Below are 22,696 nucleotides of genomic sequence, written 5' to 3' on the forward strand. Positions count from 1 at the left end.
TCAACTCCTGGGTGCGGTGCGGTCCTTGCTCGGGGCGGCCCTCTGCCGGGGGCGGCCCCTGCCCGGACCGTTCGGTCGGGCTCGGAACGCAATCTCCCAGTAAAACCTGACAAGTGCCGTCAGGATTCTTGGGATCCTGGAGCCATGAAGGCCGACCGCCTGCTCTCGATCCTGCTGCTGCTCCAGACCCGGGGCCGGGTGCCCGCCACCGAACTGGCCGAACGGCTGGAGGTGTCCGTCCGCACCATCTACCGGGACGTCGAGTCGCTCTCCGCCGCCGGGGTGCCGGTGTTCACCGAACGCGGCCGGCACGGCGGCATCAACCTGCTGCCCGGCTACCGCACCGACGTCACCGGGCTGACCGCCGACGAGGCACGGGCCCTGTTCGTGCTCTCCGCCCAGGGCGCCCACAGCGACCTCGGGCTGGACGGTGCGCTCGGCTCGGCGCTGCGCAAGGTGATGGCCGCGCTGCCCGCCCCGCACCGCCCGGCCGCCGAGCGGGTCAGCGAGCGGATCCTGGTCGACCCGGCACGCTGGATGCAGAACCCGCAGGCGGGCGCCGGCAGTCCGCCGGACCTGGGCGAGCTGCAGTACGCGGTCTTCGCCGACCGGCGGCTGCGGCTGCGCTACCGGCACAGCGGGGCGCCCGCGCCGGTGGAGTACACCGTCGACCCGTACGGCCTGGTGAACAAGGCCGCGGTCTGGTACCTGGTGGCCGATCTGCACGGCGAGCCGCGGCTGTTCCGGGCCGACCGGGTGCTGGCCGCCGAGACCGCCGAGGAGGCGGTGCGCCGCCGGGCCGGGGTGGCGCTCGGCGAGGTGTGGGCGGCGCTGCGCGAGCAGGTGGAGCGGCTGCCCGTGGACGTGCCGGTACCGGTGCGGGTGCGGCGCGGGCGGCTGGACATGTTCCTGCGCATCCACGGCGGCCGGGTCACGGCCCTGCCGCCGGAGACGGACAGCGGGGCGGCCGAGGAGTGGGTCGAGCTGGCGATGGCCTTCCCGTCCGCGGCGGCCGTCCGCTCGCTGCTGGCCTTCGGCGCCGAGGTCGAGGTGCTGGGCCCGCCGGCCGCCCGGCGCGAGCTGGCGCGGGCGGCGGCGGAGGCCCTGCGGCTGTACCAGGAGCAGTGACGCCCCAACAGGGCCTAGGAGTTGGACTGCGGCCGGACGACGTCGCGGTAGTCGCCGAGCGAGATCGCCGCGAAGTTGTGCAGGCTGTCGGTGCCGTCGGTGAAGTAGCCGTTGTGGCCGGCCGCGCGGGCGGAGGAGATCTGCTCGGCACCGAAGCCGCCGCCGGTCGGGTCGGCGCCGTGGCCGAGCTTGCCGACCTCCAGGAACGGGACGTTGCCGATCCAGTCGCTGGGGTTGCGGGTGGCCCACACGTGGACGCCGCTGCCCAGCTCGTCGGCCGACTGCACGCCCATGCCCGGGCTGCCGAACACCATCATGTCGGTGATGCCGGAGGTGTCGGACGGCGAGGCGGCCGCCCGCGGGATCTTCGGGGCGGCGGTGCCGCACACCACCGAGCCGTACGAGTGGCAGAGCAGCGCCGGGGGCGCGTCCGGGCGGGTGGTCTCCCGCAGGCCCGCCAGCAGTCGCTCCAGCCGGGGCGCGGCGACGTCGGCGAGCCGGGAGGTGGCCGCGTCCGGGCCGAGGCCCGAGGGGGTGACGTACCCCGTCCAGGCGATCACGGCGGTGCGGGTGCCCGGGGCCTGGCGCTGCTCCTCGGAGTACAGGGCGCGGGCCATGCCGGCCGGGGAGCGCAGCGGCTCGGCCGCCTGGTCGAAGTGGCCGAGGTCGGCGTCGGAGCCGGGGACGATGACGGAGACGTGCTCGGCGTCGGCGAGGTCGCCCCAGACCTCGGTGACCAGGCCGCGGCCGCGCGGGTCGAAGGCGAGGACCTGCCGGTCGGGGGTGAGCAGGTGGTCGACGTCGTTGGCGCGGGAGACGGCCAGGGCGCGGGTGTCGGCGTCCAGCTTCTTGTCGGCCGCGCGGGCCCGGGCGGCGTCGCGCTCGTTCGCCAGGGCGATCCGGTTGGCGCGGTAGCGCAGGTCCAGCGGGGCGCCGTCGTAGTTGCCGACGACCAGCGGGTAGTCCTTGATCAGCCGGTCCAGCTCGGTGGGGGCGAGCGAGGCGAAGAAGGCGGCGGCGTCGGCCGGGCTGGTGGTGGCCGGGTCGGGCAGGACGCGGCCGAAGGAGTGGTCCTGGATCCAGGCGGCGCTGCCGGCCGGAGGCGTGGAGATCGCCAGCTGCTCCGAGGAGACCGCGGCGGCGGCTGCCGAGGCACCCGCGTCGGCGAGCACGGCACAACCCGCGAACGCCCCGATCAGTACCCGCTTCCAGCGTCGACGGTTGCGCACCGCACCAACTCCCTTGGGGCCCGTCACCGTTTCTCGGGCGGTGCCCGGAGGGTGCGAAATGGACTTGCTGACTTCCCTGGGAAAGCGTAGAGGTCACAGGAGGGTGACGGACACGCCCAAACTGTGGGATGGATCACATGAACCGGGAGTGTCCTCCCGACGTCCTTGTGTGGCCGTTCCGGCGGTGCTAAGCGGAGTGGCGGGCGTCATGTTCGGAGACCACCCGCTTGGGGGCCGTCCGCCGCCAGGCCTCGGTGACCACGTCGCGCAGCTCCTCCGGGTCGACCAGGTCCAGTCGGACGCTCACCCAGCCGTGGCGTCCGACGTAGCGCGCGAAGGAGAACACCTCGGGCTCGGCGGCGATCAGTTCGGCCTGGTCCTCGCGGGTGGCCTTGACGGTGACGCTGTCGCCGTCGGGGTCGCCCATCGCGAAGACCTTGCCGCGCACCCGCAGGGTCTGGATGCCCCAGGTCGGTTCCTGGGCGGCCTCCGGCAGGGCCAGGGCCATCGCGCGGAACTCGTCGAACGTCACCATGGCGGCAGGGTAGAGCAGGGCCCCGCTGCGCGCCCCCGCACCCCCGGGTGGGCGCGGGGGCGCGGGGCGCGGGCGGCGCTCAGCCGAGCGAGGCCCAGTTGTCGCAGGTCCGGTCGCCGTCGACCAGCCGGTCCGGGTGCCCGCTGCCGTCGGCGACCGAGATCCGGCGGTAGCTCTGGCCGCAGAAGACCCAGAACTCACTGCTGCCGCTGACCCGTTGGCGGTCCGGGACGGGCAGGAAGCAGTCCACCCGGCTGAGCCCGTTCAGCGAGCTCCACTGGGAGAGCTCGCGGTCGGTGCGCTCCCGCACGTCGGTGTGGGCGGAGCCGTCGGCGATCGAGATCAGCCGGTACTGCTGGCGGCCGCTGGTGGTGTGGAAGCACCAGTACCAGCTCTTCCCGCCGACCCGCTGCTGGTCCGGCACCGGCAGCCAGCAGTCGACCTGGCCGACGCCGCTGAGCGAGCCCCAGGAGGTGAGGTCGCGGTCCGAGCGCTCCAGCGCGGTGGTGTACCGGCCGCCGCCGCAGGTGATCGAGACCAGTCGGTACTGCTGGCGGCCGACGGTGCTGTGGAACACCCAGTACCAGCTCTTGCCGCCCGGGTCCTGCTGGTCCGGGACGGGCAGTACGCAGTCCACCCGGCCGACGCCCTGGAGGCAGGTCCAGCCGGTCAGCCAGGTGTCGTCCTCGACCTTGCGGTCGGTGTGGGCGGAGCCGTCGGCGACCGAGACCACCCGGCAGCGGTCGCCGTGGAAGGCCCAGTACCGGCTCCGGCCGTCCTTGCGGTACTGGTCCGGGACGCCGACGAACTCGTCGCAGGGGTAGGCCTTCACCGGTTGCGGCTCGGGCTGCCCGCCGGGCTGCCCGCCGGTCTGGGTACCCGTCTGGGTGCCGCTCTGGCCCGTCTGGCCGGTCGGGGTTCCGGTCTGCCCGACCGGGGCGAGCCGGCCCTCGCAGAGCCCGCGCAGGACGCTGAGCGAGGGCATGAAGGCGTAGACCGAGCCCGTGGTCCGGACGAACTGCTGGAAGCTCACCGGGGTGTGGTTGATCAGGCCGTCCGGCCCCCGGCTCTCGTGGTCCACGTCCGGGGCCTCCTGGGTCACCGGGTCCTTGCCGGGCACCGGCCTGGGGTCGGCGTGGCCGGGCGGGACGGCGCCGCCGCTGTCCCGGTTCGGCGGGAAGTTCGGCTGGTCCATCCAGTCGGCCTGGATGAACTCGAACTGCCGCTGGATGTCGGCCTGGTAGCAGATGAACAGCAGCCCGCGCGGGTCGTCCGGGCCGCCCGGGCCCTCGGAGGCCGGGTCGAACGGGGCGCCGTACGGGGTGCCCCGGCGGATGATCCGCCGGCCGTCCAGGATCCCGGCGTCGAACGGCGGCTTGTCCGGGCTCTCCTGGAGGCCGGCCCGCGGGCTGGTCTTGCGCAGGTGCGACCAGAGCGGCGTGACCAGGCCCTCCAGGTCGTCCCGGAAGTCGAAGTCGTTGTCGTCGGCGGCGCTCGGGCTGTTCGGGACGTCCCGGTCCTGGTGCTTGCAGACCGGTGCGCCGGAGCGCCAGCGGCCGACCATCCGGGCGGCCAGCCACTCGGTGGTGGCGCTCTCCGGGACGGCCTTGGCCTGCTTGAGCTCCCGCAGCTTGACCGAGACCTGCGACCACCAGCCGGGGACGTCCTGGGCGAGCCGGCGGACCACCTGGAAGGAGCCGTTGCGCGCCCACTCGGGGTACTGGGACGGCGGGCCGCTGAACGGGTCGTTCTCCAGGCCGCAGACGAACTCGCCGGCCGGGAGCAGCCGGGTGCCCGGGTGGCCGTCCTCCTCCTCCGGCTTGCCCGGGTTCGGCCGGTCGAAGCCCTTGACGCCGGGCTCGCTGATGCCGTCCTTGAAGCCGAAGTGCTCCTTGCCGCGCCGACTGCCCAGCAGGGTCCGGGCGTTCTGCTGGTAGACGATCAGGACCCGGCACTCGGCGGCGGCGATCCGCTGCGCCTCGACGGCCGCCTGGAGGTCCTGCTCGGTGTCCGCGGAGATCTTGAGCAGGGCGTGGACGGGCTGGTTCCTCCCGTTGCCGAACAGCCAGTTCTCCGGGGAGTTGTCGCCGGTGTCGCCGAGCGCGCCGGCCCGCTGGGCCGAGCCCTCCTTGAAGGCCTCCAGGCCGCCGCCGACCGGCGGGGGTGTGGGGAACGGGTCGGTGGCGGCGAGCATCCGCAGGCCCTCGTGGGTGAAGCTGAGGCCCAGCCAGGTGGCGGTCAGCGACTTGGGGTCGTCGCCGCCGGAGGCGTTCCTGGCCTGGCTGAACGCCTCGTTGAAGGCGGCGACCTGGCGGGTGGTGGAGATCTGCGGGGTCAGCCTGCGCAGCCAGTCGCGGGCGCGGGCGGCGTCCTCGAACTTGAGGAACAGGACGCTGACGTTGTCCTTCTTGAAGCCGGCCAGGATGTCGCCCTGGATCTCTTCGCTCTCGCGCAGGCTCGGTTCCGTCGTCATCGTGCTCGGGGCTCCTTTCGGGGTGGGGGTTTCAGGCGGAGAGCTGGACCCATTGCGCGACGCTGGGCACGCCCTTGTCGCTGAGCAGGAAGAGCAGGTACCAGCCGGGCGGGGCGGCCTTGGCGTCCGGCGGGGCCTGGAACTCCAGCCGGTTGCCGGCCCGGCCGGTCAGCCGCAGGTCGACGTACCGCTGGCTGGTGTTGACCGAGTGGGTGGAGGTGGTCGGGGCCAGCAGGACGGCCCGGGCGGCGAGCCCCGGGGTGGTGCTGGTGACGGTGAACCTCTTGTCGTACCCGACCGGCGTGGTGGGCGCGTTGGCGAGCGCGGGCCGGTCGCCCTGGTGGAGGTAGGGCGGTTCGTAGATCTCGATGGTGCCGTTCATGGTGATCGGGCCGGTGGTGCCCGGGACGCCGTCGACGGTGCCGTTGACGTCCGTGTTGTTGGCCAGCTGCTGGAGTTCGTCGCCGGTCACCATGATCCGGCCGTCCGGCAGCACCACCGCGTTGGAGTGGTAGCCGCGCGGCAGCCGCTGGACCGGGCCGAGCTGCCAGTTGCCCTGGTCGTCGCGGAGTTCGATCTGCCGGTACTTGAGGTCGGCGTTCGGGTTGTACGGGCCGTTGCCGTAGTCGCGGATGTCGTAGGCGCCGTTGACCGTCATCAGCCGGCCGTTGGGCAGCAGCAGGGTGTCGTCCTGGGTGCGGCCGAAGGCGCGGGACTTCTCGGCGGTCCAACTGCCGTTGGAGAAGCGCAGGGTGCCCGGGTTGTCCCGGTCGCCGCCGAGGACCAGGGCGGAGTCCGGGCCGTTCGCCCCGCCGGGCAGCATCACGGCGGAGCCGTAGTTGCGCTTGCGGCCGTCGGGGCGGGCGGTGAGGTCGGCGCGGGTCTCGGCGACCGGGTCGAAGCGCCACTGCTCGTTCGCGGCGCGGCCGAAGCCGTACACGTTGCCGTCGTTGAGCGAGAACAGGTGCGGGTAGTCGAAGCTGAACGGCGCGTCGGCCCTGAACCGTTCGACCGGGGTGTTCTTCGGGGTGTCGGTCTTCTTCACCGGGACCGGGAAGGCCTTGGCGGGGAAGCGTTCGACCACCGGGGTCGGGGTGCCGTAGCCGAGTTCGGACTGGCCGGACATGATCAGCTGGCGGCCGTCGGCCCCGGTGACCACCGAGGGGTACCAACGGCCCACCGACATGTCGGGGTTGCGGGTCCAGGTCTCCGTCCACGGGTCGAAGACCAGCGAGAGCTTGGCGCCGGTGCCGCCGTTGCCGCCCAGGTTGCCGCCGAAGACGCCGAGCATGCCGTTGGGCAGGAAGGAGTGCCCGGAGCAGAAGAACGGCACCGGGCGGGGCTCGTCCAGGCCGTCCGGCATGTCCGAGACCGGCGGGTCGACCCGCTGGAAGGCGTCCTTGCCGGTGCCCTTGGCCGGGTCCCAGAGGAAGGCCCGGCCGGCGTTCTCCTTGCCGATGGTCTGGGTGGGGGCGGGTTCCTTCTCGGGGTTGGTCTCGATCCGTTCGAAGGAGAACAGCAGGACCTTGCCGGTGGGCAGCAGGGCGACGTGGTCGCCGAAGTCGGGGGAGGGGAAGTACTCCTTGAAGGCGCCGAAGGTCTCCGGCGCGAAGGCCTTGTTGAGCTGGGCCTGGGAGGCGGTCAGGGCGTTGTACCGGTTGGTGCGGGTGGTCTGCGGGTAGTCGCCGACGCCACGGACGGCCGCGCGCATCCGGGCGTGCTCCTCGGCGTGCTCCCGGCCGAGGGCGGCGACCTCGTCCTGCCGCACCTCCTCGGCGACCCGGCGGGAGTCGACGTGCGGGGCGAGGTCGTCCCCGCCGTGGGCGAGCGCCGGGGCGGCGGCGCTCAACAGGCTTCCGGTGGTGACCGCGAGGACCACGGCGGCGGCCGGCAGCCGGTGGCGGCCCCGGGGCCGGGACCGCGGGCGGGACGGGGACGGGGGCATGGATCTCCTCGGGGAGGGAGGGGTGTTCGGGGAGGGGGCGAATGCGGACGGACGGGCCGTGGGCGGGCGCGGTCCAGCGATGGTCGCCGACCGTCACAGAACATCACAGTGCGTGGTGCGACGCATGTGCCGTGCCTCCCTTGGAGCGGTGCCCCTTCCGGGGATGCGCTGGAACGGCCGAAGGGGCGCGCACCGTTCGGTTGCGCGCCCCTTCGGAGCGGTGATCGCCGGCGTGGTCGCCGGGGTGTCACACCATGCCCAGCGCGTACGCGGCGAACAGCGCCGCTGCCGTGCCCGCCAGCGCCTTGCCGGCCCGGGAGAAGGCCGTCCACGGCCCGTCGAAGCGCCGGGTGAACCACCCGATCGTCACCAGGGCGGCCCCGAACAGCGGCAGCAGGGCCAGCCGGGCGGCCACCCAGCCGAGCGAGTCCGGCGCGGTGGTTAGCCCCGGCAGGGCGCCCAGGCCGGCGGCGCCGGGCACCGCCACCGCGAGCATCGCGCTCTGGTGCCAGCAGAAGATCGTCATCGCCGACAGGTTGACCGCCACCACCGGCAGCCACAGCAGCGGACGGCGGGTCAGCAGCCGGCCCAGCCGCTCCCGCAGCAGTACCGCCGCGCCGCACTGCACCGCGGCCAGGGCCAGCACCAGCAGGGACGGCGGGTGCGAGTTGGTCCGCTCGACGCCCGGCACCCCGACCATGCTCGCCGGGTAGTGGAACACCACCAGCAGGACCGCGAACAGCGCCGCGCCGCCGAACAGCAGCACCCGGGCGGCCGACCGGCCGAGCCGGCCCTGCGCCCACAGCACGCCCAGCTGGTAGCCGAACATCCAGCCCGGCAGCAGGTTCAGCAGCCCCAGCCAGGACGGCACCGCCTCGGCCCACGGCCCGTACCGCAGCAGGTCGACCAGCGCGACCGAGGCCACCAGCAGGCCCGCCGACCACGGGCCGAGCCGCCGCCCGAAGGCCACGCAGAGCGGGGTGAGCGCGGTCAGCGCCAGGTACACCCCGATGTACCAGAGCGGCTGCACCACCAGGGTGGCGCCGGTGCGCAGGGTGTCCGCGGGCACCCCGAGCCGGGGCAGCAGCGGGATCAGCAGCGCCCACACCGCCGTCACCCCCAGCACCGGCCGCAGCAGCCGGACCGTCCGGGCCCGCAGCCAACTCCCGTACGTCAGCCCGTTCTCCCGGGCCCGCTCCAGCGAGCGGACCGAGGAGTGGCCGCCGACCAGGAAGAACACCCCGAGCATCTGGAGCACCCAGCTGGCCGGGGCGAGGCCGCCCAGGGCGGAGAGCGGGCTGGCGTTGTGCAGGGCGCCGTCGGCGGAGAGGGTCAGGCCGCCGAGCATCCAGTGGCCGATCGGGACGGAGAGCAGGGCGAGGGCGCGCAGGCCGTCCAGGGCGCGGTCGCGGCTCGCGGGGGTCTTCGCGTCGACCTTCGCGGCGGCGCGGCGCAGGGCGGCGACGGGGTGGGGCAGGGTGCTGGTGGGGCGGGCCATGGTGGTGCTCCTTCCTTGGCGGGGGGTGGGGCTCAGCGGCCCTGGGCGATGGCGGCGTAGGCGGCGAGGGAGGCGGTGCCGGGGGTGAAGTAGCCGGTGTGGCCGTGGGATCCGGTGGACGGCAGCGGGCGGGCGCCGAAGCCGGGGTCGGTCGGGTCGGCGCCGTGGCCGAGGCCGAGGAACCGGACGTTGGGCACGTCGCCGATCCAGTCCGAGTCGTTGCGGTCGGTGGCCCAGAGCGGCACCGCGGGGTCGAGGTCGGCGGCCGAGTCCACGCCCATGCCGGGCGAGCCGAGCACCACCAGGCCGGAGGCCCGGGCGGGGGTCGGGCGGGCCAGGCCGCAGACCACCGAGCCGTAGCTGTGGCAGAACACCGTGGGCGGGGCCTGCGGGGTGGTGCTGGCGGCGAGTCCGTCCAGGAACCGGTCGAGGCGGTCGGCGCCGGCCCGGGCGAGGTCCTCGGTGGCGGCGTCGACGCCGACGCCGACCGGGGTGGTGTAGCCGGCCCAGGCGATCACGGCGGTCCGCCCGTCGGTGGCCCGGTACAGGGCGCGGGCCATGCCGACGGGGGTGCCGTACGGCTCGGTGGCGCGGTCGAAGGTGAGCAGGTCGATGTCCGAGCCGGGGACGATCACGGCGGTGCGGGGGGCGGTGGTGAGGTCGCCGAACACCTCGGCGACCTGGCCGCGGCCGCGCGGGTCGAAGGCGAGGACCTGCCGGCCGCCGTCCAGCAGGGTGCGGTAGCGCTCGGCGCGGGTGCGGGCGGCCTGCTGGTCCTGCGGGGTGAGGGCCGGGTCGGTGGTCCGGGCGAGTTCCCGGTCGCGTTCGGCGGTGAGGGCCAGGGTGTTGGCCCGGTACCGGAGCGGGACCGGGGCGCCGTCCAGGTTGCCGACCACCAGGGGGTGCCGGGCGGCCAGGGCCTGCTGCTGGGCGGGCGTCAACCCGGCGAAGAAGGCGGCCACTTGGGCGGGCGTGCTGGTGGCCGGGTCGGGGAGGCGCAGGCCGAGTGCGGTGTCGGCGGTCCAGGCGGCGCTGCCGGGCGGCGGGCCGGTGACGGCGGCCTGGGTGTCGGCGGCCCAGCCGCCCGCGCCGAGCACCGCCGCCAGCGCCAGCGCGGTGGCGGCGAGCGCCCGCTTGGTACGGAGCTTGCGCATGTCCCTGTTCTCCCTCGTCCGTTCGGCAGCCGGCTTCGGCTTTCGACGAGGAGGAAGGTAGGAAGACGACGGCCCCGCGGACGTCACACCGCGGGGCCAACTACCCGGTGCTACCGGGGTATGAGGGGGACAACCCCCCTTACTCGCCGGGGGTTACCAGGCCGGACTCGTAGGCCAGCACCACGGCCTGGGCGCGGTCGCGCAGGTCCAGCTTGCCGAGGATGCGCCCGATGTGGGTCTTGACGGTCTGTTCGGCGAGCACCAGCTGGGCGGCGATCTCCTGGTTGGACAGGCCGCGGGCGATCAGCCCCAGCACCTCGGTCTCCCGCGGGGTCAGGCCGTTGAGCCGCAGTTTGGGGTCGCGGCGCCTGGCGGGCTTGGTGCGGGCGAAGTCGGCGATCAGCCGCCGGGTGACGGAGGGGGCGAGCAGGGCCTCGCCGGCCGCGACCACCCGGACCGCGGCGATCAGGTCGGCCGGCGGGGCGTCCTTGAGCAGGAAGCCGCTGGCCCCGGCGCGCAGCGCCTCGTACACGTAGTCGTCCACGTCGAAGGTGGTCAGCATCAGCACCTTGGGCCGGTGGGCGCCGGGGACGTCGGGGTCGAGCAGTCGCCGGGCGGCCTCCAGGCCGTCCATGACGGGCATCCGGACGTCCATCAGGACCACGTCCGGGTGGGTGCGGCCGGTGACCTCCAGGGCCTGGGCGCCGTCCGCCGCGTCCCCCACCACGTCGATGTCGCTCTGCGCGTTGAGCAGGGCGGCGAAGCCGGCCCGCACCATGGCCTGGTCGTCGACGATGATCACGCGGATGGTCATACGGGTGTCTCCTGGGGTGGGTCGAGCGGCAGGACGGCGGCCACCTTGAAGCCGCCGTCCGGCAGCGGGCCGGTGTCCAGCCTGCCATCGACCAGCCGGACGCGTTCACGCATGCCGACCAGGCCGTGCCCGGTGCCCTCGACCGAGGCCTCCAGCGACTCGGTGTGCTGGGACGGGGGCGCGTTGACCACGGTGAGCCGCAGTTCCGGGCCGTCCGCCGACAGCGACACCCAGGTCCGGGCGCCGGGGGCGTGCCGGACCACGTTGGCCAGCGCCTCCTGGACGATCCGGTAGACGGAGAGGCCGACGGCCTGCGGCACCAGCTCGGCCAGCCCCTCGTCCACGGTCAGTTCGGCGGGCACCCCGGCCCGCCCCACCGTCTCGACCAGCTGGGCGAGTTGGGCCACGCCCGGCTGTGGGGCCTTCTCCCCGGAGGCGTCCTCGCTGCGCAGCACCCCGAGCAGCCGGCGCATCTCGGCCAGTGACTCGCGCGCGGTGCCGGCGATCGCGGTGAACTCCTCGGCGGCGTCGTCCGGGACGCCCTGGATCCGGTACGGCGCGCTGGCGGCCTGTACCGCGATCACCGACATGTGGTGGGCCACCACGTCGTGCAACTCCCGGGCGATCCGGGCGCGTTCCTCCAGCAGGGTGCGCCGCTCGCGCTCCACCTCGCTGATCTGCTCCTGCTCGGTGAGCAGCCGGCGGGCGACCGCGCGGTCCTGCACGGCCCAGCCGAGCAGCAGGACGGCTCCGCTGAGCGCGATCAGCAGCACGGTGGTGCCGTCGCCGGCCCGGGGCAGTCCGAGGGTGGTGGTGAGGACGGTGAGCAGGAAGGTGGCGATCCAGACCGAGACCACGGTGGCCCGGCGCTCGCGCAGCCCGAGGGCGAGCAGCAGGAAGAGGTACGCGATGATCATCGGCGCCGTCCACGGCCAACTGCCCATCAGCTGGTGGTGGCGGGCGGTGATGGCGGCGGTGAGGACCAGGGTGGGGGCGCTGATCCACCAGGCGGCCAGCGGGCGGGTGATGGCGAGGAACAGCGGGGTGGTCTGGGCGACGGTGAGTGCGGCGGCGACCGGCAGCACCAGGCCGTAGAAGCCGACCAGGGTGGCGATCCCGGAGGGGATCAGCGAGGCCTGGAGGATGATCGCGACGGCGAACGGGATCCTGCGCACCCAGCGCCGGCGGGAGTTCCCGAGCAGCGGCGTCTCGTTCTCGCTGGGGATGGTCAGGTTCTGCCGCAGGGTGCGCAGTTGTCGGGCGGCGAACCTGCGGGCGTCGGCGGCGGTGAGCGTCTTCATCGCGGGCCAGCCTAGGAGCACGGGCCCGGGTCGCGCGTCGGACTGGAGCGCGAACCTCCGGGTACCACCCGGGTACGGGGTGGTACCCGGGTACTACGGGCGGGCGCTGCGGGCGTTACGGGCGGTCGCGCCAGTGGCCGGCCAGGGCGGGGCCGAGCTGGTCGAAGTAGCGCTCGATCACCACGACCATGCCCTCGGGGCCGGCCGGTTCCTGCTCGGCGGTCCAGGAGAGGTGGGCGGCGCGCAGCAGGCTGCCGAAGACGGCGGCGAGCACGACCGGGCGCAGGTCCTCGGCGGGGTCGAGTCCTTCGCGTTCGGCGAGCACCTGGACCACCAGCCGCTCCTGCTCGGTGACCCGGCGCAGGTGGGCGGCGAGCAGGGCGGGGGTGTCCTCGATGATGCGCAGCAGTTCGAGGGCGCTGCCGATGGAGTTGGGGCCGGAGGCCCGGGCGTTCCCGAGGTCGCGCCAGGCCTGGACGATCGAGGCGCGCAGGGCCTGGAGCGGGGTCTCCTCGGTGGGCCGGTGGTGCAGGCAGTGGATGAAGTAGTCCTCGGCGTCGGCCATCACGGCGAGGGCGACCTCGTCCTTGTTGGCGAAGTAGCGGAAGAAGGTGCGCTGGGAGACGTCGACGGCGGAGGCGATCTCGTCGACGGTGGTCCTGGCGAAGCCCTGGCCGAGGAAGAGCGCGTGGGCGGCCTGCACCAGGGCGTCCCGGGTCTGCTGCTTCTTGCGCTCGCGCAGGCCGGGGACCCGGCCGAGGTCCTCCGGGGTGCCGACGGGGCGGGGGGTGCGAGCGGCCATGGCGGGGGCCTTCCGGGGCGCGGGTGTGGCGGGTGGGAGCACAACCTTAGCCGCCTGACAAATGGCAGTTCCGGCCACAAGTCACTGTTTGCCGAATGTCAGTCGCTGACATAATCTGCCGGAGTGGCGCTCGTCGGCCGGGCACTCGTGGGGACGGGTGGGTCGTCGCAGCGCCACCACCACGTGCCGGTCTCTGTCACGCCCCCGGAGGGCCCAGATGAGTCAGTCCGTCGTCAAGAACTCCGAGGCGGACGCGGCGCCGCCGTCGAAGCCGCCGGCCGGGGGAGGGCTCAAGGGGCACCCCTGGCTGACCCTGCTGACCGTCGCGGTCGGCGTGATGATGGTCGCCCTGGACGGCACGATCGTCGCGATCGCCAACCCGGTGATCCAGGAGAAGCTCAAGGCCGCGCCCTCCGAGATCCAGTGGGTCACCAGCGGCTACCTGCTGGCGCTCGCGGTCTTCCTGATCACCGCCGGCAAGATCGGCGACCGCTTCGGCCACAAGAGCACCTTCCTGGTCGGCGCGGTCGGCTTCGCCGCCACCTCGGCCGCGATCGGCTTCGCGGGCAACATCCAGACCGTGATCGCCTTCCGCGTCCTCCAGGGCCTGTTCGGCGCGCTGCTCCAGCCCGCCGCGCTCGGCCTGCTGCGCGGGGCCTTCCCGGCCGACAAGCTCAACATGGCGATCGGCATCTGGGGCGGGGTGATCGGCGCGTCCACCGCGGCCGGCCCGATCGTCGGCGGCCTGCTGGTCGAGCACGTCAACTGGGAGTCGGTGTTCTTCATCAACATCCCGGTCGGCCTGGCCGCGGTGGCCCTCGGCCTGTGGATCCTCAAGGACGTCCGGGCCGAGAACGCCGCGAAGTCCTTCGACCTGCCGGGCATCGGGCTGCTCTCGGTCGGGATGTTCGCGCTGGTCTTCGGGATCATCAAGGCCCCCGAGTGGGGCTGGGGCGACGCCCGGACGCTGCTGTTCCTGGGCGGCGCGGTGCTGCTGATGGTGCTCTTCGCGCTCTGGCAGGGCCGGGCGAAGGAGCCGCTGATCCCGCTGAGCCTGTTCCGCTCGGTGCCGCTGTCGGCGGGCGTGCTGCTGATGGTGCTGATGGCCTTCGCGTTCTTCGGCGCGATCTTCTTCGTGACCTTCTACCTCCAGAACGTGCACGGGATGAAGCCGGTCGACGCCGGCATCCACCTGCTGCCGATGACCGGCATGATGATCGTCGGCGCGCCGCTGGCGGGCCTCGCGATCGGCAAGCTCGGCCCGCGGATCCCGATCATGGTGGGGATGCTGCTCACCACCGGGGCGATGGTCGGCATGTCCACCCTGGACACCGGCTCCGGCACCGGCGTGATGTCGCTCTGGTTCGTCCTGATGGGCCTCGGCATCAGCCCGGTCATCGTCGGCGCCACCGAGGTCATCGTCGGCAACGCCCCGCTGGAGCTGTCCGGCGTGGCCGGCGGCCTCCAGCAGGCCGCGATGCAGGTCGGCGGCAGCCTGGGCACCGCCGTGCTGGGCGCCCTGATGGCCGCCAAGGTCGGCGACGTGCTGCCCGGTAACTGGGCCAAGGCCGGCCTGCCGCCGGTCGAGGACCCGCAGGCGGCCGCGGGCCTCAAGCAGGCCGCCCAGCTGGGCATCGCCCCGCCGGCCCCGCCCGGCACCCCGCAGCAGGCGGTGGACCTGATGGCCGGCGCCGTGCACCAGTCCTTCGTCAGCGGAATGTCGCTGGCCTTCATGGTGGCCGCGGTGGTGGCGTTCGGCGCCGCCCTGCTGGCCCTGCTGACCCGCCGCGGCGAGACCGACGCGGGCCCGGCCGTGCACATCTGAGCCGGCCGGCGGACGGCCCCGGACTCCGTGGGGGAGACCGGGGCCGTCGTGCTGCCCGGGGTGCCGCTCAGACCCGGGTGAGGGCCACCAGCGGGATCGTCCGGGCGGCCTCGCGGTACTCGGCGAACTGCGGCTGGGCGGCCAACTGGCGGGCCCAGAGCGCGTCGTGCTCGGCCGGGTCGACCGCGGCCGCCACGGCCGGGTAGCGCTCGGTGCCGAGCTCGACGGTGACCTCCGGGTGGGCGACCAGGTTGCGGTACCAGACCGGGTCGGTGTCGCTGCCGCCGTTGGAGGCGAAGACCACCAGCCGCTCGCCGTCCGGCAGGTGGACCAGCGGGGTGGTGCGCGGCTCGCCGCTGCGGGCGCCGACCACGGTGAGCAGCAGCAGCGGCATCCCGGCGAGGTCGCCGCCCACCACCCCCGCGCCGGCCCGGAACTCGGCGATCACCTTGCGGTTGAACTCTCCCGCGCCGTCGGCGGGTTCGGGGTGGTGGTGCGTGCTCTGGTTCGTCATGGCGTCGAGCGTAGGACCTGACCCGGGTGTCCGGGGCGGGAACGCCGAAGGGCCGGACCCCGTACAGGAGTCCGGCCCCTCTCAGGCGCTAGCGGGTGATCAGGCGTCGCCGCCGGCGGCACCCGGGTCGGCCGCGGTCACGTCCAGCAGCTGGTAGCGGTCGATCGCGTCCTTCAGCGCCGAGCGGTCGATCTTGCCCTGCTTGGCGAGCTCGGTGAGCACGCCCAGGACGACCGACTGCGCGTCGATGTGGAAGAAGCGACGGGCCGCACCGCGGGTGTCGGCGAAGCCGAAGCCGTCGGCGCCCAGCGACTGGTACTGGCCCGGCACCCAGCGGGCGATCTGGTCCGGAACGGCGCGCATCCAGTCGGACACGGCGACGACCGGGCCCTCGGCGCCCTGGAGCTTCTGGGTGACGTACGGCACCCGCTGCTGCTCCTCGGGGTGCAGCAGGTTGAACTCCTCGGCCTCCACCGCGTCGCGGCGCAGCTCGTTCCAGGAGGTCGCGGACCAGACGTCGGCCTTGACGTTCCACTCCTCGGCGAGGATGCGCTGGGCCTCCAGGGCCCACGGCACGGCCACGCCGGAGGCGAGGATCTGGGCCGGGATCTGGCCGGCGGTGGCCGGCGCGTACCGGTGCAGACCCTTGAGGATGCCCTCGACGTCCACGTTCTCGGGCTCGGCCGGCATCTTGATCGGCTCGTTGTAGACGGTCATGTAGTAGAACACGTCCTCGCCGTGCGGGTGCTCGGCGCTGGAGCCGTACATCCGCCGCAGACCGTCCTGGACGATGTGCGCGATCTCGAAGCCGTACGCCGGGTCGTACGCGACGACGCCGGGGTTGGTCGAGGCCAGCAGGTGCGAGTGGCCGTCGGCGTGCTGCAGGCCCTCACCGGTCAGCGTGGTGCGGCCGGCGGTGGCGCCGATCACGAAGCCGCGGGCCAGCTGGTCGGCCATCTGCCAGAACTGGTCGCCGGTGCGCTGGAACCCGAACATCGAGTAGAAGACGTACACCGGGATCAGCGGCTCGCCGTGGGTCGCGTAGGACGAACCGGCGGCGATCAGCGAGGCGGTGCAGCCGGCCTCGGAGATGCCGTCGTGCAGCATCTGGCCGGTCGGCGACTCCTTGTAGGCCAGCAGCAGGTCGCGGTCGACCGACTCGTAGGTCTGGCCCAGCGGGTTGTAGATCTTCGCCGACGGGAACAGCGAGTCCATGCCGAAGGTGCGGTACTCGTCCGGCGCGATCGGCACGAAGCGGTTGCCGATGCCCTTGTCCCGCATGAGGTCCTTGAGCACCCGGACGAACGCCATGGTGGTGGCGATGGTCTGGTTGCCGGAGCCCTTCTTGACCGCCTTGTACGCGTCGTCGCCGGGCAGTTCCAGCTTGCGCGGGCGCACCTTGCGGGTCGGCACGTAGCCGCCCAGCTCGCTGCGGCGGTCGTGCATGTACTGGATCTCTTCCGAGTCGCGGCCCGGGTGGTAGTAGGGCGGGTAGCCCTCGTCCAGCTGCTTGTCGGTGATCGGCAGGTGCAGCCGGTCGCGGAAGCGCTTGAGGTCCTCGACCGTCAGCTTCTTCATCTGGTGGGTGGCGTTGCGGCCCTCGAAGTTGGGGCCCAGCGTCCAGCCCTTGACCGTCTGGGCCAGGATGACCGTCGGCTGGCCCTGGTGCTCGCGGGCGGCCTTGAACGCCGCGTAGATCTTCTTGTGGTCGTGGCCGCCGCGACCCAGGTGCTGGATCTGCTGGTCGGTCATGTTCTCGACCATGGCGCGCAGGCGCAGGTCGCCGCCGAAGAAGTGGTCGCGGATGTACTGGCCGGTCTCGGTGGCGTAGGTCTGGAACTGGCCGTCCACCGTGGTGTTCAGCTTGTTGACCAGGACGCCGTCGCGGTCCTGCGCGAGCAGCGGGTCCCAGCTGCGGTCCCAGACCAGCTTGATCACGTTCCAGCCGGCGCCCCGGAACTGGGACTCCAGCTCCTGGATGATCTTGCCGTTGCCGCGGACCGGGCCGTCCAGGCGCTGCAGGTTGCAGTTGACCACGAAGGTCAGGTTGTCCAGGCCCTCACGGGCGGCCAGCGAGAGCTGGCCGAGCGACTCGGGCTCGTCCATCTCGCCGTCGCCGAGGAAGGCGTAGACCTGCGAGTCCGAGGTGTCCTTGATGCCCCGGTGCTCCAGGTAGCGGTTCATCCGCGCCTGGTAGATCGCACCGAGCGGGCCGAGGCCCATCGAGACGGTCGGGAACTCCCAGAAGTCCGGCATCAGCCGCGGGTGCGGGTAGCTGGACAGGCCGTACGGGGCCTTCGACTTCTCCTGGCGGAACGCGTCGAGCTGCTGCTCGGTGAGTCGGTCCAGCAGGAAGGCGCGGGCGTAGATGCCGGGGGAGGCGTGACCCTGGAAGAAGATCTGGTCGCCCGACTCGCCCTCGGCGTCCTTGCCGCGGAAGAAGTAGTTGAAGCCGACGTCGTACAGCGACGCGGAGGAGGCGAAGGTGGCGATGTGCCCACCGACGCCGATGCCCGGGCGCTGCGCCCGGGAGACCATGACGGCCGCGTTCCAGCGGGTCGCGTTGAGGATCTTGCGCTCGATCTCCTCGTTGCCGGGGAAGAACGGCTCGTCCTTGGTCGCGATGGTGTTCACGTAGTCCGTGCTGCGCATCTCGGGCACGGCGACACGCTTCTCGCGGGCGCGCTCGATCAGCCGCAGCATCAGGTAACGGGCACGCTCACGCCCCCGCTCGTCGATGGCCGCATCGAGCGACTCCAGCCATTCCGCGGTCTCCTCGGGATCGAAGTCCGGGACCTGACTCGGAAGGCCGCCAATGATGATCGGGTTGCGATCGGATCCGGAAGCCACGCTGTTCCTTCACTGTCGGTCGAAACTGAGGTGTGTCGCGCCGCCTCCATCGTGCTACCGCGCTCGGAGATCCGTCATCTCTACCGATCGGTAACCGTTCCGCCTGGTGGACGGAACGGTCTGGTGGTGCGCGTCGCGGGCTTCTTCGTCCGCTCCGCACACCCCCGGGTGTTACGAAAAGAGGTGGTCCGACCTGGTGTCCCGTCCGCCCGATGGCGGGCGGCCGGGGTGAGGGCCAACAGGAGACTCTACGCCCGCGCACGCGCGGACCCCGAATGCCGTTCGCATCTCGGGCACGCGTACGGCCTGTGGGCCGGGACCACCCGAAGCATCCTTGTCCCACGCAGAGAAGGGCAAATCGGTGTGATTCCCGACACCTCGCCCGGCGTGTCCCGCTGCGACACGTCAACCTTTGGGGGGGATCGGCGGTCGGGTACTTGCGCGAACCGCCGCGCCCGTGTGGACTACGGCCACAGCCTCGGCATGGATGCCGGGCCGAATACTGGAGGTTATTCCCGTGAGCGCGACCGCGGACCCCGCGGACAAGTCCAACCCGGCGACCCGTCTCGGCTTCGAAGAAGGCCAGATCGTCCAGGAGCTGGGGTACGACGAAGACACTGACCAGGATCTCCGTGAGGGCATCGAGGAGATCACCGGGACGGAGCTCGTCGACGAGGACTACGACGACGTCGCGGACGCCGTCCTGCTGTGGCACCGCGACGAGGACGGGGATCTCACCGACTCCCTCGTGGACGCCCTGGAGTACCTGGCCGAGGGCGGGCTGATCTGGCTGCTGACGCCCAAGACCGGCCGGGACGGCCACATCGAGGCGTCCGACATCGCGGACGCGGCGAAGACCTCCGGCCTGTCGCAGACCAGCTCGATCGCGGTGGCCAAGGACTGGGCGGCGACCCGGCTGGCGACCAAGTCCACGGCGAAGCAGCCCAAGCAGCGCTGAACGGGCCCCGAGCCTCGCGCCGGGCCCCTTCGGAGGACCTCCTCCGTCGGGGCCCGGCGCTTTTTCGTGCGGCTCCCCGGGCGGCCGGGGGTGCGGGTGCCGCGGGCGTTCCGGGCGCTCCGGGCGATCCGGGAGTCGGGTGTTCCGGGTGTTCTGTGCGTTCGCTCAGGGCGGAAGGGGTGGGCCTTCCGGTGGGCGGCGTCATCCGTTCGGCCGAACGTCGGTCAACGGATGCGAGGATGTCGCCTGCCGTGCCCGTAGCGCGGCCAGGTCGCGTCAGAAAGGTCCCGCTCATGGCCATCGAGATCGGCACCCAGGCTCCGGACTTCGAGCTCAGCACCCAGCACGGGGAGACGGTCCGGCTGGCCGATTTCCGCGGCCGCAAGCACGTCGTCCTGGTCTTCTACCCGTTCGCCTTCACCGGCGTCTGCACCGGCGAGCTGGGCGCGATCCAGCGCGAGCTGGCCGGGCTGCAGAACGACGAGGTCCAGGTGCTCGGCGTCTCCTGCGACTCGCAGTTCTCCCAGCGGGTCCTCGCCGACCGGGAGGGCCTGGAGTTCCCGCTGCTGGCCGACTTCTGGCCGCACGGCGAGGTCACCCGGGCCTACGGCGTCCTGGACGAGCGGAAGGGCTGCCCGCTGCGCGGCACCTTCGTGATCGACAAGGCCGGCACGGTGCGCTGGAGCGTCGTCAACGGCCTCCCGGACGCCCGGGACGAGCAGGAGTACCTCAAGGCCCTGGCGGGCCTCTGAGCCCCCCGGACGGCCCCACGGGGCCCGTGCGACCCTCCGGCCCCGTCGTTCGGGCGTGCGTACGGGAACCCGGTACTACGCTCGGGCCGTTGGCGGAGTGCGGCGTACGTCCGTTTTTCGTCGGTCGGCGCCGAGAACCGCACCACCCGGGGGCACCACCCGTGCCTCCCGATTCTTGGAGGACACGTGGGAGTCAGCCTCAGCAAGGGCGGCAACGTCTCGCTCACCAAGGAGGCGCCGGGTCTCCAGGCCGTCGTGGTCGGCCTGGGCTGGGACGTCCGGACCACCACCGGGACGGACTTCGACCTGGACGCCAGCGCGCTGCTCTGCAACGAGCAGGGCAAGGTCGGTTCGGACGGGAACTTCGTGTTCTTCAACAACCTGAAGAGCCCGGACGGCTCGGTCGAGCACACCGGCGACAACCTGACCGGTGAGGGCGAGGGCGACGACGAGGCGATCAAGGTCAACCTGGCCACCGTCCCGGCCGACGTGCAGAAGATCGTCTTCCCGGTGTCGATCTACGACGCCGAGAACCGCGGCCAGAACTTCGGCCAGGTGCGCAACGCGTTCATCCGGGTGGTGAACCAGGCGAACAACGTCGAGCTGGCGCGCTACGACCTCTCCGAGGACGCCTCCACCGAGACCGCGATGGTCTTCGGCGAGCTCTACCGCAACGGCGGCGAGTGGAAGTTCCGCGCCATCGGCCAGGGCTACGCCTCCGGCCTGCGCGGCATCGCCCAGGACTTCGGCGTCAACGTCTGAGTCCTCGTCTGAGTCCTCCTGCGGCGCAGGGGTCTTGCGCGGTCCCCGGGGCGGCCCCGGACCTTCGAGGTCCGGGGCCGCCCCGGCTTCGTCGGGGGGTCGGGGACGGTTCCGGACGGTGTCGTGACCGGCTTCGTCGGGGGGCGGGGGCAGCTTCGAGGGGGGTCGGGAGCGGCCCGGCTTCGTCGGGGTCCGGTGCGCTGCGAGGATGTGAGTTCAGGAAGTTCAGCCGGCCGAAGCGGGCCGGCCGGGGCCGCGGGGGACTACACCTGTATGGCGCCCCGGGAGAAGCAAGGGAGGAAGAACACCATGGTGGTCACGCTCGCCAAGGGCGGGAACGTCTCGCTCACCAAGGCCGCGCCGAACCTGACGCAGGTCCAGATCGGCCTCGGCTGGTCCGCCCGTTCGACCACGGGCGCACCGTTCGACCTCGACGCGAGCGCCCTGCTCTGCGGTGGCGGACGGGTGCTCGGTGACGAGTACTTCGTCTTCTACAACAACCTCAAGAGCCCCGAGGGCTCGGTGGAGCACCAGGGCGACAACCTCGTGGGCGGCGACGACGCGGGTGACGACGAGCTGATCCTGGTCAACCTGGAGCTGGTCCCGGCCCAGGCGGACAAGGTGGTCTTCGCGGTCTCGATCTACGAGGCCGAGGCCCGGCTGCAGAACTTCGGACAGGTGCGCAACGCCTACATCCGGGTCGTCAACTCCGTCGGCGGCGAGGAGATCGCACGCTACGACCTGTCCGAGGACGCGTCCAGCGAGACCGCGATGATCTTCGGCGAGCTGTACCGGTACGCGGGTGAGTGGAAGTTCCGCGCGGTGGGCCAGGGGTACGCCTCCGGCCTGCGCGGGATCGCGCTCGACTTCGGCGTCAACGTACAGTAAGGGCGTAAAACGGACTTATCGCACCGATCAACGATCAGATGATCACCGATCAAACGATCAAGAGAACAGAGGGCAGTGCGGGGGTGACCTGACCGGGCCCGGCCCGGTCAGGCGTCTCGGGACCAGGCCGCCCCCGACACGGCCAGAACCCGAAAGGTAGCCAACTCCCGTGTTCCTCCGCACATTCGGCTGGTCGTTCGCGATCACCGCCCTGGGCCTGATCGCGGCCGGACTGCTCTGGGGAGCCCAAGGCTTCGGCATCGTGCTGATCCTCTCCATCCTGGAGATCTCCCTGTCCTTCGACAACGCGGTGGTCAATGCCACGGTGTTGAAGCGGATGAACCCGTACTGGCAGAAGATCTTCCTGACGGTCGGTGTGCTGATCGCCGTCTTCGGGATGCGACTGGTCTTCCCGCTGCTGGTCGTCGGCCTCACCGCGAAGCTCAACCCCGCGACGGTGATCGACCTCGCCCTGCACTCCAACGCGACCCACGACGGCCTCACGTACGGCCAGTACCTGGAGGCGGCCAACCCGGCCATCGCGGCCTTCGGCGGCGTCTTCCTGTTGATGATCTTCCTCGACTTCGTGTTCGACGAGAAGGAGCACAACTGGCTCGGCTGGCTGGAGCGCCCGCTGGAGAAGGTCGGCAAGCTGGACGCCCTGTCCAGCGTCGTCGCCCTGGTCGCGCTGGTGCTGGCCTCGCGCTTCTTCGCGGCGGAGCACGCCGAAACCGTTCTGCTGGCCGGTGTGCTCGGCCTGGTCACCTACCTCGTCGTCGGCGGCCTCTCCTCGATCTTCGAATCGGGCCTGGAGGAAGAGGCCGAGCGCGAGGAGGAGGCGGAGAAGTCCGGCAAGTCCGTCGTCCAGGTGGCCGGCAAGGCCGCGTTCTTCCTCTTCCTCTACCTGGAGGTCCTGGACGCGTCGTTCTCCTTCGACGGCGTGGTCGGCGCCTTCGCGATCTCCAACGACATCTTCCAGATCACCCTGGGCCTCGGCATCGGCGCGATGTACATCCGCTCGCTGACCGTCTTCCTGGTCCGCAAGGGGACCCTGGACGACTACGTCTACCTGGAGCACGGCGCCCACTACGCGATCGGCGCGCTGGCGGTGATCCTGCTGGTCGGGATCAAGTACCACATCCCGGAGATCGTCACCGGCCTGATCGGTGTCGCCTTCATCGGGCTGGCCCTCCTCTCCTCGATGCTGCGCAACCGGCGCGAGGCGGCGGAGGGGGAGAAGGAACTCGTGGGCAGCGGGCAGTAGTCCG

At 72.2% G+C, this 22,696-nt stretch carries 18 protein-coding genes; 7 read left to right on the plus strand and 11 right to left on the minus strand.

The genetic code is table 11. The features are described 5' to 3' along the window. Window positions 1-144 precede the first annotated feature (144 nt). On the plus strand, window positions 145-1,128 hold the full coding sequence (locus tag ACFC1T_RS13845) for a helix-turn-helix transcriptional regulator (protein WP_375887747.1): 984 nt from the start codon (window positions 145-147) through the stop codon (window positions 1,126-1,128). A 14-nt stretch (window positions 1,129-1,142) separates the two neighbouring features. On the opposite strand, the gene ACFC1T_RS13850 is transcribed toward ACFC1T_RS13845, so the two are convergent. The 9 genes from ACFC1T_RS13850 to ACFC1T_RS13890 all read right to left on the minus strand — a co-directional run bounded on the left by ACFC1T_RS13850 (window position 1,143) and on the right by ACFC1T_RS13890 (window position 12,879). Next, window positions 1,143-2,357, minus strand: a complete 1,215-nt coding sequence (locus ACFC1T_RS13850; protein ID WP_375887749.1) for an alpha/beta hydrolase — start codon at window positions 2,355-2,357, stop codon at window positions 1,143-1,145. A 187-nt stretch (window positions 2,358-2,544) separates the two neighbouring features. Next, window positions 2,545-2,892: an MmcQ/YjbR family DNA-binding protein gene (locus ACFC1T_RS13855; RefSeq protein ID WP_375887752.1), complete on the minus strand. Its 348-nt coding sequence runs from the start codon at window positions 2,890-2,892 to the stop codon at window positions 2,545-2,547. A gap of 79 nt (window positions 2,893-2,971) precedes the next feature. Further along, window positions 2,972-5,365, minus strand: coding sequence for a Dyp-type peroxidase (locus tag ACFC1T_RS13860; RefSeq protein WP_375887754.1), 2,394 nt, complete (start codon window positions 5,363-5,365; stop codon window positions 2,972-2,974). Window positions 5,366-5,396: 31 nt separating this feature from the next. Next, window positions 5,397-7,310, minus strand: coding sequence for a galactose oxidase-like domain-containing protein (locus ACFC1T_RS13865; RefSeq protein WP_375887757.1), 1,914 nt, complete (start codon window positions 7,308-7,310; stop codon window positions 5,397-5,399). Between the two features lie 247 nt (window positions 7,311-7,557). Further along, complete coding sequence (locus ACFC1T_RS13870; RefSeq protein WP_375887760.1) at window positions 7,558-8,808, minus strand: acyltransferase; 1,251 nt, start codon at window positions 8,806-8,808, stop codon at window positions 7,558-7,560. Between the two features lie 32 nt (window positions 8,809-8,840). After that, complete coding sequence (locus ACFC1T_RS13875) at window positions 8,841-9,962, minus strand: alpha/beta hydrolase (RefSeq protein ID WP_375887761.1); 1,122 nt, start codon at window positions 9,960-9,962, stop codon at window positions 8,841-8,843. 139 nt (window positions 9,963-10,101) lie between these two features. Then, complete coding sequence (locus ACFC1T_RS13880; protein WP_375887764.1) at window positions 10,102-10,776, minus strand: response regulator; 675 nt, start codon at window positions 10,774-10,776, stop codon at window positions 10,102-10,104. Beyond that, on the minus strand, window positions 10,773-12,077 hold the full coding sequence (locus tag ACFC1T_RS13885; RefSeq protein ID WP_375887766.1) for a sensor histidine kinase: 1,305 nt from the start codon (window positions 12,075-12,077) through the stop codon (window positions 10,773-10,775). The genes ACFC1T_RS13880 and ACFC1T_RS13885 overlap by 4 nt, the downstream gene beginning before the upstream one ends. Before the next feature lie 115 nt (window positions 12,078-12,192). After that, window positions 12,193-12,879, minus strand: a complete 687-nt coding sequence (locus ACFC1T_RS13890) for a TetR/AcrR family transcriptional regulator (RefSeq protein ID WP_375887769.1) — start codon at window positions 12,877-12,879, stop codon at window positions 12,193-12,195. Between the two features lie 217 nt (window positions 12,880-13,096). Between ACFC1T_RS13890 and ACFC1T_RS13895 the strand changes: the two genes are divergently transcribed. Continuing rightward, window positions 13,097-14,704: an MFS transporter gene (locus tag ACFC1T_RS13895; protein WP_375887772.1), complete on the plus strand. Its 1,608-nt coding sequence runs from the start codon at window positions 13,097-13,099 to the stop codon at window positions 14,702-14,704. A gap of 67 nt (window positions 14,705-14,771) precedes the next feature. Here the strand turns inward: ACFC1T_RS13895 and ACFC1T_RS13900 are convergent, their stop codons facing one another. Both ACFC1T_RS13900 and aceE read right to left on the minus strand, forming a co-directional pair. Beyond that, the gene (locus ACFC1T_RS13900; protein ID WP_375887774.1) at window positions 14,772-15,218 is read right to left on the minus strand and encodes a nitroreductase/quinone reductase family protein; all 447 of its coding nucleotides are present in this window, start codon (window positions 15,216-15,218) and stop codon (window positions 14,772-14,774) included. Window positions 15,219-15,317: 99 nt separating this feature from the next. Further along, a complete protein-coding gene (gene aceE / locus ACFC1T_RS13905; protein ID WP_375887776.1) occupies window positions 15,318-18,068 on the minus strand; it encodes a pyruvate dehydrogenase (acetyl-transferring), homodimeric type in 2,751 nt (916 codons plus the stop codon). A 517-nt stretch (window positions 18,069-18,585) separates the two neighbouring features. On the opposite strand from aceE, the gene ACFC1T_RS13910 reads away from it, so the two are divergent. From ACFC1T_RS13910 to ACFC1T_RS13930, 5 genes are all read left to right on the plus strand, one after another. Continuing rightward, on the plus strand, window positions 18,586-19,026 hold the full coding sequence (locus ACFC1T_RS13910) for a DUF3052 domain-containing protein (protein ID WP_375887778.1): 441 nt from the start codon (window positions 18,586-18,588) through the stop codon (window positions 19,024-19,026). Window positions 19,027-19,319: 293 nt separating this feature from the next. After that, on the plus strand, window positions 19,320-19,778 hold the full coding sequence (locus ACFC1T_RS13915; RefSeq protein ID WP_375887780.1) for a peroxiredoxin: 459 nt from the start codon (window positions 19,320-19,322) through the stop codon (window positions 19,776-19,778). Window positions 19,779-19,964: 186 nt separating this feature from the next. Beyond that, window positions 19,965-20,540: a TerD family protein gene (locus ACFC1T_RS13920; protein ID WP_375887783.1), complete on the plus strand. Its 576-nt coding sequence runs from the start codon at window positions 19,965-19,967 to the stop codon at window positions 20,538-20,540. 309 nt (window positions 20,541-20,849) lie between these two features. Then, on the plus strand, window positions 20,850-21,428 hold the full coding sequence (locus ACFC1T_RS13925; protein WP_375887786.1) for a TerD family protein: 579 nt from the start codon (window positions 20,850-20,852) through the stop codon (window positions 21,426-21,428). A gap of 169 nt (window positions 21,429-21,597) precedes the next feature. After that, window positions 21,598-22,692: a DUF475 domain-containing protein gene (locus tag ACFC1T_RS13930; RefSeq protein WP_375887788.1), complete on the plus strand. Its 1,095-nt coding sequence runs from the start codon at window positions 21,598-21,600 to the stop codon at window positions 22,690-22,692. Window positions 22,693-22,696 lie beyond the last annotated feature (4 nt).

This window comes from Kitasatospora sp. NPDC056076, assembly GCF_042266305.1.
GTDB lineage: Bacteria > Actinomycetota > Actinomycetes > Streptomycetales > Streptomycetaceae > Kitasatospora.

What these genes read in the sequence shown, in the direction of transcription:
- ACFC1T_RS13845 (WP_375887747.1), top strand. Translation starts at nt 145, where the DNA reads ATGAAGGCCGACCGCCTGCTCTCGATCCTGCTGCTGCTCCAGACCCGG.
- ACFC1T_RS13855 (WP_375887752.1), bottom strand. Translation starts at nt 2,892, where the DNA reads ATGGTGACGTTCGACGAGTTCCGCGCGATGGCCCTGGCCCTGCCGGAG.
- ACFC1T_RS13860 (WP_375887754.1), bottom strand. Translation starts at nt 5,365, where the DNA reads ATGACGACGGAACCGAGCCTGCGCGAGAGCGAAGAGATCCAGGGCGAC.
- ACFC1T_RS13865 (WP_375887757.1), bottom strand. Translation starts at nt 7,310, where the DNA reads ATGCCCCCGTCCCCGTCCCGCCCGCGGTCCCGGCCCCGGGGCCGCCAC.
- ACFC1T_RS13870 (WP_375887760.1), bottom strand. Translation starts at nt 8,808, where the DNA reads ATGGCCCGCCCCACCAGCACCCTGCCCCACCCCGTCGCCGCCCTGCGC.
- ACFC1T_RS13875 (WP_375887761.1), bottom strand. Translation starts at nt 9,962, where the DNA reads ATGCGCAAGCTCCGTACCAAGCGGGCGCTCGCCGCCACCGCGCTGGCG.
- ACFC1T_RS13880 (WP_375887764.1), bottom strand. Translation starts at nt 10,776, where the DNA reads ATGACCATCCGCGTGATCATCGTCGACGACCAGGCCATGGTGCGGGCC.
- ACFC1T_RS13885 (WP_375887766.1), bottom strand. Translation starts at nt 12,077, where the DNA reads ATGAAGACGCTCACCGCCGCCGACGCCCGCAGGTTCGCCGCCCGACAA.
- ACFC1T_RS13890 (WP_375887769.1), bottom strand. Translation starts at nt 12,879, where the DNA reads ATGGCCGCTCGCACCCCCCGCCCCGTCGGCACCCCGGAGGACCTCGGC.
- ACFC1T_RS13895 (WP_375887772.1), top strand. Translation starts at nt 13,097, where the DNA reads ATGAGTCAGTCCGTCGTCAAGAACTCCGAGGCGGACGCGGCGCCGCCG.
- ACFC1T_RS13900 (WP_375887774.1), bottom strand. Translation starts at nt 15,218, where the DNA reads ATGACGAACCAGAGCACGCACCACCACCCCGAACCCGCCGACGGCGCG.
- ACFC1T_RS13915 (WP_375887780.1), top strand. Translation starts at nt 19,320, where the DNA reads ATGGCCATCGAGATCGGCACCCAGGCTCCGGACTTCGAGCTCAGCACC.
- ACFC1T_RS13925 (WP_375887786.1), top strand. Translation starts at nt 20,850, where the DNA reads ATGGTGGTCACGCTCGCCAAGGGCGGGAACGTCTCGCTCACCAAGGCC.